This window comes from Pseudoalteromonas luteoviolacea H33-S (assembly GCF_001625695.1).
Taxonomy (GTDB): Bacteria; Pseudomonadota; Gammaproteobacteria; order Enterobacterales; family Alteromonadaceae; genus Pseudoalteromonas; species Pseudoalteromonas luteoviolacea_B.
This window is the reverse complement of record NZ_AUXY01000070.1, coordinates 1-18,336: the sequence shown is the minus strand read 5'-3', so window position 1 is coordinate 18,336 and position 18,336 is coordinate 1. Positions and strand designations below refer to the sequence as shown.

Annotated in this window: 19 protein-coding genes and 1 tRNA gene; 7 read left to right on the top strand and 13 right to left on the bottom strand. The window is 42.0% G+C overall.

Annotated features, from left to right (window positions below; genetic code table 11):
* Positions 1 to 143: 143 nt before the first annotated feature.
* A tRNA-Leu gene (locus tag N477_RS10615) sits at positions 144 to 228 on the bottom strand.
* Between the two features lie 248 nt (positions 229 to 476).
* On the opposite strand from N477_RS10615, the gene N477_RS10610 reads away from it, so the two are divergent.
* A complete protein-coding gene (locus tag N477_RS10610; RefSeq protein ID WP_063360771.1) occupies positions 477 to 974 on the top strand; it encodes an RDD family protein in 498 nt (165 codons plus the stop codon).
* A gap of 29 nt (positions 975 to 1,003) precedes the next feature.
* On the opposite strand, the gene lptG is transcribed toward N477_RS10610, so the two are convergent.
* Positions 1,004 to 2,071, bottom strand: coding sequence for an LPS export ABC transporter permease LptG (gene lptG / locus N477_RS10605; RefSeq protein ID WP_063360772.1), 1,068 nt, complete (start codon positions 2,069 to 2,071; stop codon positions 1,004 to 1,006).
* Entirely contained in the window at positions 2,068 to 3,180 is a 1,113-nt protein-coding gene (gene lptF, locus N477_RS10600) for an LPS export ABC transporter permease LptF (RefSeq protein WP_063360773.1), read from the bottom strand. The genes lptG and lptF overlap by 4 nt, the downstream gene beginning before the upstream one ends.
* 195 nt (positions 3,181 to 3,375) lie before the next feature.
* Here lptF and pepA point away from each other — a divergent pair, with 195 nt between their 5' ends.
* From pepA to N477_RS10585, 3 genes are all read left to right on the top strand, one after another.
* Positions 3,376 to 4,887 carry a leucyl aminopeptidase gene (gene pepA / locus N477_RS10595; protein ID WP_063360774.1) on the top strand — a complete coding sequence of 504 codons (1,512 nt, stop codon included), beginning with the start codon at positions 3,376 to 3,378 and terminating at the stop codon, positions 4,885 to 4,887.
* A 181-nt stretch (positions 4,888 to 5,068) separates the two neighbouring features.
* Positions 5,069 to 5,515: a DNA polymerase III subunit chi gene (locus N477_RS10590; RefSeq protein WP_063360802.1), complete on the top strand. Its 447-nt coding sequence runs from the start codon at positions 5,069 to 5,071 to the stop codon at positions 5,513 to 5,515.
* A gap of 23 nt (positions 5,516 to 5,538) precedes the next feature.
* Complete coding sequence (locus N477_RS10585) at positions 5,539 to 8,385, top strand: valine--tRNA ligase (protein WP_063360775.1); 2,847 nt, start codon at positions 5,539 to 5,541, stop codon at positions 8,383 to 8,385.
* Between the two features lie 163 nt (positions 8,386 to 8,548).
* Here N477_RS10585 and rpoS read toward each other — a convergent pair whose 3' ends face one another.
* The 10 genes from rpoS to N477_RS10535 all read right to left on the bottom strand — a co-directional run bounded on the left by rpoS (position 8,549) and on the right by N477_RS10535 (position 15,649).
* The gene (gene rpoS, locus N477_RS10580) at positions 8,549 to 9,532 is read right to left on the bottom strand and encodes an RNA polymerase sigma factor RpoS (protein ID WP_063360803.1); all 984 of its coding nucleotides are present in this window, start codon (positions 9,530 to 9,532) and stop codon (positions 8,549 to 8,551) included.
* Positions 9,533 to 9,584: 52 nt separating this feature from the next.
* Positions 9,585 to 10,412: a peptidoglycan DD-metalloendopeptidase family protein gene (locus N477_RS10575; RefSeq protein WP_063360776.1), complete on the bottom strand. Its 828-nt coding sequence runs from the start codon at positions 10,410 to 10,412 to the stop codon at positions 9,585 to 9,587.
* A 98-nt stretch (positions 10,413 to 10,510) separates the two neighbouring features.
* Positions 10,511 to 11,149 (bottom strand): protein-L-isoaspartate(D-aspartate) O-methyltransferase, encoded by a 639-nt coding sequence (locus N477_RS10570; protein WP_063360777.1) that lies wholly within the window; start codon positions 11,147 to 11,149, stop codon positions 10,511 to 10,513.
* A 5-nt stretch (positions 11,150 to 11,154) separates the two neighbouring features.
* Entirely contained in the window at positions 11,155 to 11,904 is a 750-nt protein-coding gene (surE, locus tag N477_RS10565; RefSeq protein WP_063360778.1) for a 5'/3'-nucleotidase SurE, read from the bottom strand.
* 2 nt (positions 11,905 to 11,906) lie between these two features.
* Positions 11,907 to 12,938, bottom strand: coding sequence for a tRNA pseudouridine(13) synthase TruD (truD, locus tag N477_RS10560; protein WP_063360804.1), 1,032 nt, complete (start codon positions 12,936 to 12,938; stop codon positions 11,907 to 11,909).
* A 16-nt stretch (positions 12,939 to 12,954) separates the two neighbouring features.
* Positions 12,955 to 13,431: a 2-C-methyl-D-erythritol 2,4-cyclodiphosphate synthase gene (gene ispF / locus N477_RS10555; RefSeq protein ID WP_063360779.1), complete on the bottom strand. Its 477-nt coding sequence runs from the start codon at positions 13,429 to 13,431 to the stop codon at positions 12,955 to 12,957.
* A complete protein-coding gene (gene ispD, locus N477_RS10550) occupies positions 13,424 to 14,128 on the bottom strand; it encodes a 2-C-methyl-D-erythritol 4-phosphate cytidylyltransferase (RefSeq protein ID WP_063360780.1) in 705 nt (234 codons plus the stop codon). Before ispD ends, ispF begins: the two co-directional genes overlap by 8 nt.
* The gene (gene ftsB, locus N477_RS10545) at positions 14,121 to 14,405 is read right to left on the bottom strand and encodes a cell division protein FtsB (RefSeq protein ID WP_063360781.1); all 285 of its coding nucleotides are present in this window, start codon (positions 14,403 to 14,405) and stop codon (positions 14,121 to 14,123) included. The genes ispD and ftsB overlap by 8 nt, the downstream gene beginning before the upstream one ends.
* A gap of 53 nt (positions 14,406 to 14,458) precedes the next feature.
* Positions 14,459 to 15,088, bottom strand: coding sequence for a hypothetical protein (locus N477_RS10540; protein ID WP_231098058.1), 630 nt, complete (start codon positions 15,086 to 15,088; stop codon positions 14,459 to 14,461).
* Positions 15,089 to 15,172: 84 nt separating this feature from the next.
* Positions 15,173 to 15,649: a DUF2947 family protein gene (locus N477_RS10535; protein ID WP_063360783.1), complete on the bottom strand. Its 477-nt coding sequence runs from the start codon at positions 15,647 to 15,649 to the stop codon at positions 15,173 to 15,175.
* Positions 15,650 to 15,736: 87 nt separating this feature from the next.
* On the opposite strand from N477_RS10535, the gene N477_RS10530 reads away from it, so the two are divergent.
* From N477_RS10530 to N477_RS10520, 3 genes are all read left to right on the top strand, one after another.
* A complete protein-coding gene (locus N477_RS10530) occupies positions 15,737 to 15,958 on the top strand; it encodes a DUF1653 domain-containing protein (RefSeq protein ID WP_196760606.1) in 222 nt (73 codons plus the stop codon).
* A gap of 65 nt (positions 15,959 to 16,023) precedes the next feature.
* Entirely contained in the window at positions 16,024 to 16,857 is an 834-nt protein-coding gene (locus tag N477_RS10525; protein ID WP_063360784.1) for an AAA family ATPase, read from the top strand.
* Positions 16,857 to 18,041: a vWA domain-containing protein gene (locus tag N477_RS10520; protein ID WP_063360785.1), complete on the top strand. Its 1,185-nt coding sequence runs from the start codon at positions 16,857 to 16,859 to the stop codon at positions 18,039 to 18,041. Before N477_RS10525 ends, N477_RS10520 begins: the two co-directional genes overlap by 1 nt.
* The last annotated feature ends 295 nt before the right edge of the window (positions 18,042 to 18,336 follow it).

The following is an 18,336-nucleotide window of genomic DNA, read 5'->3' as shown; positions in this document are numbered from 1 at the left end:
ATCAAGCTACAAGAGTAATTTTAAGTCTGAACTTTAAAACTGCAGGAAACTGTTTGTATGCTGGGTATGAAGGTAAAAAAGTGAAGTGTATTTTTTTGAAATACAAATAAAAAAGCCTCAGAAAACTCTGAGGCTATAAAAAGTGGTACCAGTGGGCGGACTTGAACCGCCACGCCCGAAGGCAACGGATTTTGAATCCGTCATGTCTACCAATTCCATCACACTGGCATCATTTTTCTTTAATCTTCTAGCTTTGAGAAGATAAAGAAAAACCACTTTGAGCTTAGGCTTTTTTTATTTGCCCTCGTCTCTATGCCCTGCATTATACAAATATGTGACAGCCCCGCAAGCAATTTCTTTAATAAATATGTTCAAGTGCTTTGTATTTGACCAAAATCATAAAATATCGAGGTTTTATCTATAAGTGTCTATATTAAGTGTAAAATATCGCGATACGATTTTAGATAGGTTTTTAAATGTCAACTTTTCCTCGTGCTGGGTTTAATAGAAGAGTGGCATCGTTAATATATGATGCGCTCGTTGTTATCGCTTTTGCAATGCTCACAACCGTAGTTTTTTTGGGTCTAGTTCAAGGCATGTTATCTCTAGGCTGGTATTCATTAGAAGGACATGAAGATGTGTCTGCCCTTATTCAAACAACACCCGCTTTATATTACAGCCGTTCAGTATTGCTTGTTATTGTGTCAGTCTCTTTCTTTTCTTATTTTTGGACAAAAAGCGGCCAAACAATTGGCATGAGAGCTTGGCGACTGAAAGTGCAAAACCCTGATGGTAAATTGCTAACCTGGCCTCAAGCTATTCTAAGAAGCCTAACAGCTTTATTAGGCTTAGGAAACGTACTTGTGCTCTTTGATATAAAGCACAAGCGTGCATTACAAGACTTACTAAGCGGGACTGAAGTACTCGTGCTCAGTAAAGAAGAAAACAAAAGAGTCTACGATAGTTTAGATTGATACATAAAAAAGGCGCCATTGGCGCCTTTCTATTGTCTTCGCTGTAAAAAATACATCGCCACGAGTGTAAAAATAATGCTCGGCATGACTGCGCCAACAAACGGCGAAATTTGATACACCATGACAATTGGGCCAAATACTTCATTACTCAAATGGAAGATCAAGCCAGTTACCACGCCCATTATAATTCTTGCCCCCATACTCACTGAACGTAATGGTCCAAAAATAAATGACAAGGCAACCAACAACATCACCGCAATCGTGACTGGTTGCATCACTTTTCGCCATAACGCTAGTTCGTAATTACTGGTATCTTGTTCGTTTTGTTCAAGGTATTTTAAGTACGATAATAAGCCTGAAAATGACAAAGACTCAGGTTCAAATGAAGCAACCCCTAGCCTATCAATCGTAAGCTGAGAACCATAAAGCTTTGTTTGCGCATAGTAGGTGCTAACTTGTTCGTCACTAATTTGCACTTCTTCTACCGCTTTAAGCATCCACCCTTGTTCAGAGGTGACTGCAGACTGTGCTCTGGTAATTTTTTCTAAGTTTAAGTCATCAGAAAAATGATAAATATTGATATTGGTCAGTTCACCTGACTTCTCAACATTGGCTATATTGATAAAGTTATTTCCATCTTTTGCCCATAGCCCCTTCTGTGCATCGTAGACTTCTCCACCATAAATTGCCTGATTTCTTAACTGTTTAGCGGTACGCTCTGCTTCCGGCGCCCCCCACTCTCCGAGAGCCATCATACATATTGCTAATATGGTCGCGGTTTTCATCACCGACCCAATAATTTGTAGGCGCGACATACCCGCAGCTTGCATCACCACTAGCTCACTACTTGAGGCCAATGCCCCCAGACCCGTCAAACCGCCTATCAAGGCAGCCATAGGGAAAAACACCACGATGTCACTTGGCACACTATACAGAGTGAATAATAGTGCATCAGACACTTCATAAGTGCCTCGACCGACTGAGCGAAGCTGCTCGATGAACTTAATAAGTGTATTTATGCCGACAAATACTAATAATGCGAAACTCGTAGTTTGCAAAATACTTCGACCTAAATACCAATCAAGCATTTTCATCATGCGACTGCCTCCCTCTTTCTCAACATAGATCTAAGCCAAACCCCAAAAGGCCTGCCTTTGACGATGAGATAAGTCCCGATGAATAAAATGGATAGATGGATCCACCATAACCCAACTGATGGCGGGATCTTGCCCTCTGCCACTAAATATTTACCAGCATTGAGTAAAATAAAATATCCTAAATAAATACCAATTGCAGGCACCAGCTTAGCAAACTTGCCTTGGCGCGGGTTCACAACACTGAGCGGCACCGCTAATAAAGTTAAAAGCAAAATAGAAATAGGCGTAGCGATACGCAACTGAAATTGTGCAATTGCCTCTGGTGTATTAAGCTCCAACAAACGGCTAGAAGGTAGGTCCTCTAGTTCACGTCTTCGGCGTTCAATTTCTTGCTCTTGGATCTGAACTTGATAACTGCCGAATTCAGTCTTGTTTAACGCTTGACTAAATCCATCCGTTTCATAGCGTTTGCCATCTTTCAATATCAGTTGTTGCTCTCCAGATTCCCCTTCAGCGACTTCACCTTGTTGTGCATAGACAATTCGAGCCGCATTATTGGACTCTTTTTCTGGCAACTGAGCTACAAAAACTTTATTTAAAACAGAGCCCTGCTCACTGGTATTGTGAATAAACACCACTGCTTTTTCGTTTCCTGTTTGCTGAAAACGCCCCGCTCGCAATTGTGTTAGACCGGACTCTGCATTTGCTTGTTCACGTAATTGGTTTTGTTTCTCGCCCGCCCATGGCGCCACGTACAAACTCACCGTCGCGGCAATTAATGCAACAAAGAAACTCGAAATAAGCGTAACACGAACAACATACCACTCGCTCACACCGCACGCCTTTAACACCGTCATTTCACTGTCTGCGTATATCCGGCTATACGCCAGTATAATGCCTAAAAACACACTCAATGGCAGAATATATACAGCTAACTTAGGTAAATTAAGCGCTAAAAACGACAATACGAGTTTTCCTGGAATTCCTCCGCCTGAGGCTTCGGCTAAAATTTTGACAAATTTTTGAGAGAGAAAAATCGTCATTAGAGTAAGGAAAACGGCGACCTGCGATTTTAAAACTTCTGCAGTCAAATATCGAAAAATTAGCAATGTTCGCCCCTATAAAACGTCTCATTTCACTGGAATAGTAGGAAATTTTGAGTAAACTGGTTATTTTAGTCACTTTATTATATGCCATCAAAATCAAATATCCTACTAGTGCAGCTGCACTAAAGTAACTTAGTTAACTTGATGTGGTTTGGCATTTAAAGTTTGAAATGGCATAACTTAGACTTAGGAGTCGCAATGGAATTCAGCGTTAAAAGTGGTAGTCCAGAAAAGCAACGCAGTGCTTGTATTGTTGTTGGGGTGTATGAACCACGACGTTTATCGCCAGTTGGTGAGCAGCTGGATAAAATCAGCGAAGGCTATATTTCCAATTTATTGCGCCGTGGTGACCTAGAAGGTAAACCAGGGCAAGTATTGTTATTACACCATGTACCCAATGTATTAAGTGAACGCGTTTTATTAGTTGGTTGTGGTAAAGAGCGTGAGCTTGATGATAAACAGTACAAACAAATTATCTCAAAAACCATTAATACCTTAAATGAAACAGGTTCAATGGAAGCGGTTTGCTTCTTAACTGAGCAACATGTTAAAGGTCGTGATACTTACTGGAAAGTAAGACAAGCAGTTGAGACCACACAAGACTGTCTATATACATTCAACCAGCTGAAAAGCAAAAAAAGTGAAGCGCGACGCCCGCTACGTAAAATCGTCTTTAATGTGCCAACTCGCAGAGAGTTAACCATTGGTGAAAACGCCATTGAACACGGTTTAGCAATTGCTGCAGGTGCAAAGCTATGTAAAGACGTTGCCAATATGCCGCCAAATATTTGTAACCCACGTTACCTTGGCGAGCAAGCTGAACTGTTAGCTAAAGAGTTCGATAATGTCACCGTTAACCTCGTCGGTGAAAAGGAAATGGAAGAGCTAGGTATGCATTCGTACCTCGCAGTTGGACGTGGCAGTGAGAATGAGTCTGTCATGTCTGTGATCCATTACAACGGGGCATCAGAAAAACAAGCACCAGTCGTATTTGTCGGTAAAGGCCTAACGTTCGACTCAGGTGGTATTTCACTTAAACCAGGCGAAGGCATGGATGAGATGAAATACGATATGGGCGGTGCCGCTGGTGTACTTGGTTTAATGCGTGCGGTGGTAGAAATGCAGCTGCCACTGAATGTCATTGGTGTTTTAGCTGGCTGCGAAAACATGCCAAGTAGCCGTGCATACCGCCCAGGCGACATATTAACAACCATGTCAGGCCAAACTGTTGAAGTACTAAATACCGATGCTGAAGGTCGATTAGTATTGTGTGATGCTTTAACCTATGTTGAAGCGTTTGAACCTGAAACGGTTGTGGATGTTGCGACCTTAACAGGTGCCTGTATTATCGCGCTTGGTCACCATGCTTCAGGTTTACTATCAAACCACAACCCACTTGCACACGACTTGCTTAAAGCGTCTGAACAAAGTGGCGACAGAGCTTGGCAACTGCCACTGTGGGATGATTATCAAGAACAGCTAAAAAGCCCGTTTGCAGATTTCACTAACTTAGGTGGACGTCCAGCAGGCACTATTACTGCTGCTTGCTTCTTATCTAAATTTACCAAGAAATATAATTGGGCACATATCGATGTTGCGGGCACAGCTTGGAAAAGTGGCGCGAATAAAGGCGCAACAGGCCGTCCAGTGCCAATGCTAATGCAATACTTGCTAAATCGTGCAAACATCACGGATGGTTTACAAGATTAAACTTTTTGAGTAAATACTCACGAGATCTTTGGGTAAGGTTAAATAACTGGCCCTAAGGTCTTCTGTAGATTGATGAGAGCCGTATTCTGTGTCAGAATGCGGCTTTATTTTGAACGCTGGACAGGCACAAAGTATTTTTACTTTGTACGCTATATTCAGTACCGAAGATAAGTCACATGCCATGTCAATCAACGCACAATTTTTAGTGTTAAAGCATGACCAAGAGCCTAGTCATCAAGTTCCGGCTCATTTTGATCTTGCAGCGCGAAGTGCTGCTAAACTGTACCGTGCTGGGCAACGTGTTTTTATATACGTGGATACGGTAGAAAAAGCCCATGCAATTGATGAACATTTGTGGCAGTTCGATGCTGACAGTTTTGTACCGCATAATCTACAAGGAGAAGGCCCAAAAGGTGGCGCTCCTGTGGAAATTGGCCAAATGCCCCCAGTTGGGCGACGTACAATTCTGATAAACCTTGCCACACATATCCCGGATTTTGTCCGACGATTTGAGCAAGTATATGACTTTGTCCCAGTCGAGCCAATGGCCAAACAGGCCGCCCGGGAAAGGTTCAAACAACTGCGCGCTATAGGCGCCAATATTTCAACGAAAGAAATTGATAACTAAAGTATTTTTTAAGGTTCTGTGTAATGGATAAAACCTATAATCCACAAGATATTGAACAGTCTTTATACCAAGACTGGGAAGAAAAAGGCTACTTTAAGCCTTCTGGACAAGGCGACGCATACTCAATCATGATCCCGCCGCCGAATGTCACAGGTAGCCTGCACATGGGCCACGCATTCCAAGACACCATAATGGACACCCTGACCCGCTATCAGCGTATGAAAGGTAAAAATACTTTATGGCAGGTGGGTACAGACCACGCTGGTATCGCAACTCAAATGGTTGTTGAGCGTAAACTTGCAGCTGAAGAAGGTAAAACAAGACATGATCTTGGTCGTGAAGAGTTCATTGACCGCATCTGGAAATGGAAAAATGAATCAGGCGGTACGATCACAAAGCAGCTTAGACGTCTTGGCGCATCTGTAGATTGGGACCGTGAACGCTTTACAATGGATGAAGGTCTATCTGAGGCTGTTAAAGAAGTATTTGTTCGCCTATATAAAGAAGACTTAATTTACCGTGGTAAACGCCTAGTAAACTGGGATCCAAAATTACACACAGCAATTTCAGATCTTGAAGTAGAAAACAAAGACAAGCAAGGCCACATGTGGAACCTGCGCTATCCACTCGCTGATGGCGTTAAGACCAAAGACGGTAAAGACTATATCATCGTTGCGACAACGCGCCCTGAAACCATGCTAGGTGATACAGGCGTAGCAGTAAACCCAGATGATGAGCGCTATCAAGATCTTATCGGTAAAGAAATTTTACTTCCTATTGTTAATCGTCGTATCCCTATCGTTGCCGATGAGCATGCAGATATGGAAAAAGGCACAGGTTGTGTAAAAATCACGCCAGCACACGACTTTAACGATAATGAAGTTGGTAAACGCCACCAGCTTCCAATGATCAACGTATTCAACAAAGATGCAGCAGTACTGACGCAAGGTGAAAGCTACACCTTTGATGGTAAAGAGCTTACTTTAGATGCGCCAATTCCTGAGCGCTTCCATGGTTTAGACCGCTTCGATGCAAGAAAATTGATCATCGAAGAGTTTGAACAGGCAGGTCTATTAGAGAAAATTGACGACCACAGCTTAACCGTGCCATATGGCGACCGTTCAGGTGTTGTCATTGAGCCGTTATTGACTGATCAATGGTATGTACGTGTAGCGCCTCTTGCTGAACCTGCAATCAAAGCCGTTGAAGACGGTGACATTCAATTTGTACCAAAGCAATACGAAAACATGTACTTCTCTTGGATGCGCGACATTCAAGATTGGTGTATTTCACGCCAACTTTGGTGGGGTCATAGAATTCCAGCTTGGTACGATGCTGATGGTAATGTATACGTAGGACGTGATGAAGCCGAGGTACGCAAAGAAAATAATCTAGCTGATGATGTTGTGCTATCACAAGATGATGACGTGCTTGATACTTGGTTCTCCTCTGCACTTTGGACTTTCTCTACTCAGGGGTGGCCAGAAAACACAGAAGACTTAAAAGTATTCCACCCATCAGATGTACTTGTCACGGGTTTTGACATCATTTTCTTCTGGGTAGCTCGTATGATCATGATGACGATGCACTTTGTGAAGAATGATGATGGCACACCACAGGTTCCATTCAAAACGGTATACGTTACGGGCCTTATCCGCGATGAAAATGGCGATAAGATGTCAAAGTCTAAGGGGAACGTACTAGATCCGCTTGATATGATTGACGGTATTGATCTTGAAAGCCTAGTAACTAAACGTACTGGCAATATGATGCAACCTCAATTAGCCAAAAAGATTGAGAAAAATACGCGTAAAACTTTTGCTGACGGCATCGAAGCGCATGGTACAGATGCACTGAGATTTACCCTTGCAGCAATGGCTTCAACTGGTCGTGATATCAACTGGGATATGAACCGACTAGAAGGCTACCGTAACTTCTGTAATAAGCTATGGAATGCAAGTCGCTATGTTCTGATGAACACAGAGGAACAAGATTGCGGTTTCAACGATGCACCTAAGCAATACTCTCTGGCAGATCGCTGGATCTTAGGTCAGTTCCAAAATACTGTTCAAACATTTACAGAGCATTTGGATAACTACCGCTTCGACCTTGCATCAAATACGCTTTATGAGTTCACTTGGAACCAATTCTGTGACTGGTATCTAGAGCTAACCAAGCCGGTATTATTCAAAGGCAATGAAGAGCAACAACGTGGTACACGCCATACTTTGATCACAGTACTAGAAGGCCTATTGCGTCTAATGCACCCATTAATGCCTTATATTACTGAAACAATTTGGCAGCGCGTTGCACCACTGGCAGGTATTGAAGCAAATACAATTATGTTGCAGGCTTTCCCTGAATTTGACGCGAACATTGTGGATGAGCAAGCGATGGCTGACCTAGAGTGGGTTAAGCAATTCATTCTTGCGATTCGTAACATTCGTGGTGAAATGGATATTAGCCCGAATAAGCCACTTAACGTACTACTGGCAAATGTCAGCGAGCAAGACCAACGCCGCCTAGACGAGAACCAAGCGTTTTTAAGCTCATTGGCTAAGCTAGAAGCATTTACAGTACTTGCGAATAAAGACGATGCGCCTGCATCAGCAACTGCATTTATCGGCGATTTAGAAATCATGATCCCGATGGCTGGTCTGATTGATGTCGAAGCAGAACTTGCTCGTATCGCCAAACAGCTTGAAAAAGCAGAAAAAGGCCTTGCACAAGTAGAGAAAAAGTTAGCAAACGAGAAGTTTGTTAACAACGCGCCTGAGGCCGTGCTTGCAAAAGAAAAAGCGAAGCTTGCTGAATTCAGTGATGCAAAAGCTAAGTTACTTGAGCAAAAGTCTAAAATTGAGTCGCTTTAATAAATAAGCGACTTCATAGAAGCAAAAACCACGCTAAAATAGCGTGGTTTTTTTTTCATCATCCAGTCAAAACATAATACAAGTTTTACACCGCAACCTCTTCAATAAGGTTCAAAAAATATGCTATGGCTCATCTAAAAAATCATTATATTAATAATCCAACCTAAAGCTGCTCAAATAAACTATCTGTACTGAGCCCTTCATGCTGTAATATATCTTTGAGCCGACGCAACGCCTCAACCTGAATTTGCCTTACCCGCTCCCGTGTCAATCCAATTTCTCGACCAACATCCTCTAACGTTGAAGGCTCATACCCCAATAAACCAAATCGTCGTGCTAATACTTCTCGCTGCTTTGGATTGAGTTCACCGAGCCAATCAATAATATGTCGATTAATATCTTTGTTTTGCACTTCACTTTCAGGCTCATAACCTCTTTCATCTGCAATGATATCCAATAAAGCTTTATCGTTATCACCACCGATTGGGGTATCAACTGACGTGATCTTCTCATTCAGACGCAGCATTTTACTGACATCTTCAACCGGCCTATCTAAGCATTCTGCGATCTCTTCAGCTGTCGGTTCATGATCTAGCTTTTGTGTCAGCTCCCTAGCAGTTCTGAGATATACATTAAGTTCTTTAACAACATGTATAGGTAAGCGAATGGTGCGGGTTTGGTTCATGATGGCACGCTCTATGGTTTGGCGGATCCACCATGTCGCGTATGTAGAAAACCGAAAGCCTCTTTCAGGATCAAATTTCTCTACCGCTCTGATTAGGCCTAGATTGCCTTCTTCAATGAGGTCAAGCAGTGCTAAACCACGATTGTTGTAACGGCGCGCTATTTTAACGACTAGCCTTAAGTTACTTTCAATCATTCTTTTACGAGAGGCTTCACACCCTTTGAGGGCTTTTCTCGCAAAATATACTTCTTCTTCCGCACTCAATAATGGAGAAAAACCAATCTCTCCTAAATATAGCTGAGTTGCATCTAAGTTTTTGACTGTCTCATCTTTTGCGAAGACTTCTTCATCGCTGTCAATGTCTTCCAAAAGTTCTTCGTTAGGACCGTCTTCATCCACCCCGTCAAACTTATCGTCTAATTCCGGGTTCACTTTACTTTTCTGTTTTGCTGTTTGAGCCATAAGCATCCTCCCAAGCGAATAAGTGATAGTGTTCCATCAATACGTCGATACGCTATTTTTTAGGCAGATACCTAATAGGATCTACAGATTTACCTCGATACCTTACTTCAAAACGTAAAGCCACCGAGCTTGCATCCGAACTCCCCATTTCGGCAATCTTCTGCCCCACTTTAACCTGCTGCTGCTCTCTTACTAGCAATTTGGAATTGTGGGCATAGGCACTAAGATAATCATCTGTGTGTTTCAGAATAATCAAATTACCATAGCCTCGTAATGCACTCCCTGCATAAACAACAATGCCACTTGCCGCAGCTTTTATCGATGTCCCTGTTTTGTTTGTGATCTGTATTCCCTTGTAGCCATTTTCTTTAATAGAAAAGCGTCTTGTCACTTTACCTACTGCGGGCCAATTCCACCGTACCTTTTTATTCAACAAAGTATTGGTGTTATTGGTTTTTTTATTGGCTTGACTTTGAACATACTCTCGTTGCTTGGGTGGATCAAGCTCTTTTTTTGAGGGTTTGTTATTTAAAGGTTTATTAGTTGTATATTTTTTGGTTGGCAATGGTGCTGTTTTAGTCTTTTTGTTAGATTTTTTAGGATAGGTTAATAAAATAGTTTGGCCGGGGAAAATAGTGTAAGGAGGCTTAATTTTGTTGATTTTGGCAACCGTTCGAACATCTTTATTTGCACTAAATGCAATGGAAAATAATGTATCACCTTTTTTCACTTTATAGCGATTATTTTTTATATGAATTTTTTTTGACACCTTGGTCTTACCTTTAGTAAGACTAACCACAGGTGCTGGCTTATGGACAGATGAACAGGCTACTAATGAGCTGCATAGTATACCTACTATAAAAAAGTTCGCACTTTTCACCCACACTCCATTAAATCCCATTATCTAATTACATATGTATACTTAAACCACTAATAAGAGACAATTTATCAGGGTTGCGAATATATTTCCTCTATTATTTATAAGATTGGTCCAGCAACAAGCGGGACAAACTTTACAGCAGCAATGTCCTGCCTAGTTATTTTCCCATCTTGATTGACAAACAGCGTTAATACCTGCTCTTCCACTCCAACGGGAATTATCATGGCACCGCCATCAGCTAATTGTGCTAACAGTGACTCAGGAACAACGGACGCGGCAGCCGTTACTATGATGCCATTGAAAGGCGCTTTGGAATGCCACCCTTGCCAACCATCGCCATGTTTCATCGAAACATTATATAAATCGAGTTGATGAAGCCGTCTCTTAGCTTGCCATTGAAGGGCTTTTATTCTCTCAATACTAAAAACCTTATCAAACAACTGCGCTAATATGGCAGTTTGATATCCCGAGCCAGTTCCTACTTCTAAAACATTGTCATGAACACCAACCTGACGCAACACCTCGGTCATCTTAGCTACTATGTATGGCTGAGATATTGTCTGCCCCTGACCAATAGGTAATGCCGTATTCTCATATGACTTATGCTTTAGTACATCATCAATAAATAGGTGTCTTGGGGTATTGAGCATTGCCTGCAAAACAGTTTCATCTTGAACCCCTTGCGCTCTCAAGTTGGTGATCAATTTATCAGCACTGCGTTGATAGTTATTAAGCAAAATAATTACTCCTGAGACGATAGCCAAGTAGCTAAACGTTCAAGGCTCTCATGGGCTGTCATATCAACGGTTAATGGCGTAATAGCTGCATACCCTTGCTTTACAGCATAAAAGTCAGTCCCTTCTCCAGCATCGCTCTCTGAACCCAGTGTGCCATACCAATATATATCGCGATTCCAAGGATCTGTTTGCTTAGTCATTGTATCTGCTTTGTGTCGCGCGCCAAGGCGAGTAACTTGAATCCCTTTTAACTCAGACAAAGGGATATCAGGCACATTAATATTTAATATTTGATCTTGTGGCAATGGGTGGCTATCCAGTGCCTTAATTATTTTTAAAGTGACTGCCGCAGCAGTTTCATAATGCGCTTCTTTTTTAGAGCATAAAGAGACAGCTATCGCAGGTAACCCCAAATGACGACCTTCAGCAGCGGCGGCAACCGTGCCTGAATACAGCGTATCATCGCCTAAATTGGCACCATTGTTTATCCCTGCTACCACCAATGCCGGAGGTTCATCAAATAATTGGTTCACTCCAAGGTGTACACAGTCTGTAGGTGTACCATTGACTGAAATAAACCCATTTTCCAATGTGCTCGTACGTAATGGATTCATGAGTGTTAAAGAGTTGCTCGCGCCACTACAATTCCGATCAGGCGCAATCACGGTCACATCAGCTAATTCACTGAGCGCTTTGTAAAGCACCTCTATTCCTTTTGCACTTACACCATCGTCATTGCTCAGTAATATCTTCACACCTATTGCTCCCCAGATTCTTGTTTGTCTCTCAAACTCACATCTTTGTGTTTGATCAGCTCTCTTAATACAGAAGTCGCATAACACCCTTTTGGCAAATCAAAGCTTAGCTGCAAGGTTTGGCTGTCTATGGTTTTAACACTGAGCGATTGAGGGATGACTCTTAAACTTCTTCGCTCATTTTTCAAGCCCAGCTCTGCAAGCCCCTGATGCCAAGATAAGTGCTCCTTCAGCCAAGACTTCTCCACTTCAGTAAGTCCCTTCTCTCCTTTACCAACTAGTGGCGCAGATAAAAGAATATCACCTTGGTTTAAACGCTCAACAACATCGTCGTTTAAGTCATCTTCAAAAAAAGCATTGCTACCTGATAATAAAAATATTTCTCTATGCCAAGTTTTAGCTAAACCATGCTCTTTCACTCTTTTAGACACAATTTGATTGAAAATATGCGATCTCGCAGCTGAGATCACAATACCTCTGAGCTTTTTGTCACGAATATATTCACCATTAAATAACCGCTCTGCCATCGCCAAATTATGGCCATCATGACCAAATCGCTGCTCTGCAAAATAATTCGGCACACCTTGCCTGACTGCATTTATGCGAGAGAGCACATCTAAGTGGTTGGTCACATTCCTGAGCGTGATCACAAAGCGATTTCCACGGTGGCAACCCGTTTTTAATTTTCGGTTATGTCGCACTTGTTTAATCACAACCATAGACTCCGAGTTTAACTGCGAAAAATCTATGTGCTTTTTGATTGGAACCGGTACGCTAAACCACTGTGTGCAGACTCCGTGACGATCTTTTAGTCCAGCATAACTCACATCTCTTGGGGCAACGCCTGCAAATTTAGCAATTTGCTTGGCCAGATACGCAGTATTTTCTCCGCGCTTAATGATCTGTAAGCAAACATGCTCACCTTCACCTGTGAACTCGATATCTAGTATTTCTTCAACTACGAAGTCTTCTGCTGTTTGCTTAAAGTCACCTTGAGATAGAGGCTCTCCATAAAGGTAATTAAGCGAAGCTATAGCATCAATCACTTAACTACCCCTTCATAAGCAGTACGACAGCATGACTTGAAATGCCTTCTTTACGGCCTTCAAACCCAAGCTTTTCAGTTGTAGTTGCTTTGACATTAACTTGATCGAGTTCAACTTGGCAATCAGCGGCTAAATTTGCTCTCATTGCATCAATATGCGGTCGCATTTTAGGCGCCTGAGCTACAATGGTGACATCAATATTTCCTACTGTGTAGCCCGATGTCGTTACTTGCTCAATCACTCTTCTCAATAAAATACGGCTATCTATGTTTTCAAACTCACTATCCGTATCAGGGAAGTGCTTTCCTATATCACCTAAGGCAAGCGCTCCTAACAGTGCATCGCAAAGAGCATGAACTGCAACATCGCCATCGGAGTGTGCAATAAAACCTTGTTCAAACTCTATTTTCTCGCCACAAATTACTAAGGGCCCTTCGCCGCCAAATTTGTGTACGTCAAAGCCATGACCAATTCTAAACATTCTCAATACTCTTTTGCTGTTGTGCCATTAGAAAACATGCCAAAGCATGGTCTTCTGGCGTGGTAATCTTTATATTATCTGAGCGACCAGAAACTAATGCCACAGGCTGCCCAACTCTTTCCATTGCAGAAGCTTCATCGGTGACCATCGCCCCTTCATTTAACGCACTGTCCAGTGCACTCAAAAGCGCTTGATAAGGAAAAAGTTGAGGAGTTAAAGCCTGCCATAGCCGCTCTCTAGGCACAGTCTCTTCTATGTACTTGTCGCCTTTTTTAATTGTGTCTTTCACTTTGCTCGCAAGTATTGCGCCTTCACCAGTATCTATACATGAAGTAATAAGCTTATCGATATCTTTAATATCGACAAGCGGTCTAGCAGCATCATGCACTAAAACCCATTCAGGTGGGTCTGCTTGCATCGACTTCAAAGCATTAAGCACTGAATCAGCTCTTTCCTTGCCACCAAGTACACGCGTTGTATTTAGCTTAGCTAAGTCTAAATCATCGAAGTAGCTATCTTCTTCGCTGACTGCGACATAGATATGATTAATATGTTCAACATTAGATAACTTTATTAACGTATGCTCTAGGATGGTCTTTTCGCCAATTTTTAGATATTGCTTTGGGTGATTAAGTCCCATTCTGGAACCCACACCAGCAGCAGGAACAACTGCAGCTAATGATATTGCTTTATTCATAATGCTTCTTAGGTAATACGCGGATAAAAGTTTCATCAGGCTTGATCATACCTAATTCATGTCGAGCTCGTTCTTCGACGCCTTCTAAGCCTAATTTTAGATCTTCAATATCTGCTTTAAGTAATTTATTTCTTTTCAGTAATTCAGCATTCATTTGTTGATGGGTATTTACTGTTTCGGTGATCCTCCGATAGTCCTGCAAGCCATGATGGCCAAACCACAGCTTATACTGTATGTAGGCACACAGGCAAAATAGCGCTAACTGAAACAAACGCATAAAATATACCCTACTAAATGAATGATGTAGTCACGTCGACAACAGGATAATTGTCAGCCTGATACTAGTTTCTTTTTTGCTACATTGCGCCAATTGATACTACTTGCAAGTAGCATCTCTCTTAGGCCAAGTAATCTCGGTGTTATCATTTTATGATATTGCCACCGGTGACCACAACAGGCGGCTGTCATTAAAGCTTTCGTCGGTTTGAGTACGCTTATGTGAGCATTGTCTAAGCCATGTCCCTCATTGGCGAACCAACCATATTGATTGCAATGTATTTGTGATTCATTCACTTGATCTATCATATCAATGCAAAGAATGGTTTCATGGTCTTGGTTGATGGCAACTGGCACAACTAGCCCAACTTCAGCATGTGTGTCGAAATATAGTCGAACTTTATCAGATGTTTGCGATGGAACCCGCCTTTGCGTTGCCACCCAACACCCATTATGACTATCCAACTGAAGAGGCACTTCACCCAATACAATATGCGTTGCCGCACGTTCAACGTAATAAGGTAAACTGCTTAATACTCTTTTCAGTCTGTTCGGATCCGCTTCCTTAGATAAGCGCGTAATTTCACGAGTATAAAATACATTAACAAGCTCAGCGTAGACAAGCCGTAAAGCCTCATCTTGCCAAATAGTCGTCTGTTGCTTGCCTGTATTATGCTCTCTCAAAATCCCTCCCATTAAGGGGTTTTATATCACGGCGTCATACCTGAATACAGTCAGTCTATTAAATATTATAAGCGGGGTCTATTTTCATTTCGGACGTTTACCGAGTTTAGCTTCGCCAGTCTCTAAAAACTGTACTACCGCATCTCGTTTTTTGCCAAGTAATAAACTGCCATCAACTAAAAACATAAAGTTTTGCCAGCAGCGTTTAAATACACCAAACTGTGTCTCGATAACGTGATCTCTGGAGAGACAAAAATAGACAGTTGTATTGTCTTCCCACTGCAAATATTCAGTGATCTCTGAAGGTAATAGAGACTCGCCTTCTTCCCACTTGCCTTCCCAATCAACCACTTCCTCCCAGTTATCTTCTTTACCAGCCCAATCTGTCGGTGTAAAAAAGTCAGGGTGATCTTGCTCTCGGCTAACCATGGTACTCCAAAGAACAGCTGCACGCTGCGCTGTCATCGGCTTAATCTGAGCCAAATCCGCGTCGTCAATCGGGAGATCCTTATGCCTGAAAACCCATGCTTTCTTGAAATCGCCAAGCGCAATATAATTCATGTATTAAAACCTTATTTCATAGATAATCGAGCATCTGCACTCGTCTTTTAATAAGCCAATTATACCCAGTCATATGAGGACTCAACAATGCCTATCGAACTTAAAAAAGGGATATACCGCCATTACAAGGGTAAAGAATACCAAGTGTTGTTTATTGCAACCCACAGTGAAAGCGAAGAAGCCCTGGTGATCTATCAAACGCTATATGGCAACTATGACCACTGGGCAAGGCCTCTGAGCATGTTTGTTGAAGATGTCACTATTGACGGTAAAACACAGCCTAGATTTCAATTTGTGCGAGAAGAATGATATTTGGTAGTGAAAATGGAAGTGTGGCAAACTGGTAGTATGATCTCCTCAGACCACAAGAAACAATGTTCACAGGTACAAGCAAATATATAGCAACAGCAGCACTACAACAGGCGGTTAATGCCGCCATTCTGTTAGAGAAACCACTACTAATAAAAGGTGAACCAGGTACTGGTAAAACCCTATTGGCGGAAGAACTCGCTCAAAGCTTAGAGACTGAACTGATCCAATGGCACATAAAATCTACCACTAAAGCTCAGCAGGGGCTTTATGAATACGATGCCGTATCACGACTTCGCGATAGCCAACTGGGCGACGAACGTGTTCATGATGTAAATAACTACATAATAAAAGGCAAATTGTGGCAGGCATTTTCAGCGAACAAGCGTCCCGTTCTTCTTATAGATGAAATAGACAAAGCCGATATCGAGTTTCCTAATGACCTGCTGCTCGAACTAGATAAAATGGAGTTTCATGTTTATGAAACGCAACAACAAGTAAAAGCAGATACCCGACCTATCGTTATCATTACGTCAAATAATGAAAAAGAGCTGCCAGACGCGTTTTTGCGCAGGTGCTTTTTTCATTACATCGACTTTCCATCTATTGAAGAGATGAAAGCCATAGTGGATGTTCACTTCCCTGATATAAAAGCAACACTGCTGAATCAAGCATTGGAAGTATTCTTTAATTTACGAGAAATTAGAGGCCTTAAGAAAAAACCCAGTACCAGTGAGTTACTCGATTGGTTAAAACTATTACTTGCCGAAGATATTGATGCCACAACATTACATGACAAAACACACCAAGGCGGCCTTATGCCATTATTTGGAGCTTTGTTAAAAAATGAGCAAGATGTGACCTTAATTGAAAAACTCGCTTTTATGAGTAAAAGATAATGCTCATTGAGTTCCTATTTACTCTTAGGCGACATGGTATTAATGCAAGTCTCAGGGAGCTGCTAGATTGTCTTTCGGCGCTAGAGCAAGGGCTCTGCTTTGGTAACATCGATGATTTTTATACGCTCAGCAAAGTGATATTTGTCAAAGATGAAACTTTGTTCGATAAATTTGACCGCGCGTTTGCTGACTATTTTCAGGGTGTAGCACAAGTAGACCTTGCCAGTGCAATACAGCAACAAGCTTTACCTGCAGAATGGTTAAGAAAAGACTTTGAGAAGCAGCTTAGCGAAGAAGAAAAAGCCAAACTGAAAGCCTTAGGTGGGCTAGATAAACTTATGGAAACACTTAAGCGTCGCCTTGAAGAGCAGCAAAAAAGACACGCTGGTGGTAACAAATGGGTAGGCACAGGCGGCACATCTCCTTTTGGGGCATATGGATATAACCCTGAAGGCGTAAGAATTGGCCAACATGAAAGTCGCCATAGGCAGGCTGTCAAGGTATGGGATAAGAGGCAATATAAAAACCTCGACAAAGATGCAGATCTCAGCAGCCGAAATATGAAATTGGCAATCAAGCAATTGAGAAAATTCGCCCGCAGTCATGAGAGTGAAGAGCTTGATCTCAACAACACCATAGAAGCAACAGCAAAACAAGGCGGTCTACTCGATGTTAAAATGGTCCCACAAAGACACAATGCCATTAGCGTACTCATGTTGTTCGATATTGGGGGCTCAATGGACGACCATATCCAAATATGTGAACAGTTGTTCAGTGCTGCTCACTCCGAGTTTAAACACTTAGAGTTTTACTACTTTCACAACTGTGTCTATGAGCACGTCTGGAAAGACAATGAGCGCTTAAACGATTCCCTACTTGATACCTATCAACTCATTCATAAATTCGGCAAAGATTACCGCTTAATATTTGTTGGTGATGCGACAATGGGTCCTTATGAAATTACCTACCCAGGGGGCAGTGTAGAACATTGGAATCAAGAACCTGGAAGCGAGTGGTTAAAACGGCTTACAGATCATTTCGATAAAGTTGCATGGCTGAACCCACAGCCAAAAGATTACTGGCCGTATTACCAGTCAATAGGACAAATTGATAAATTAATGGAAGGCAGAATGTATCCGCTCACTTTAGAAGGCATCGCCCAAGCCGTTAAAACTCTTACTTAGTTCGATGTTTTTATAATTCACAAGCCCATGCAGTTCGATCTCTCATGGGTTCAATTTCGTGTTATCACCCCATTAAGCATTGTCTTTTTTGAAAAGTAGGGAAATATTAACGACTATGAGCGAAGTGAATACGTTCAATTTACGCAAGGTGAATATCGTGCGAAAGGTTAATGACACAGCGCGAAGCGCTGGCATTCTTTTCGCGCAAGGTGAAATGAGCTAGTTTAACTGTTGCTGAGGAAATGTATTTAGCAGGAGTAAAGGGCTAAAACCTGTGAAGGTTACTCCCTTCACC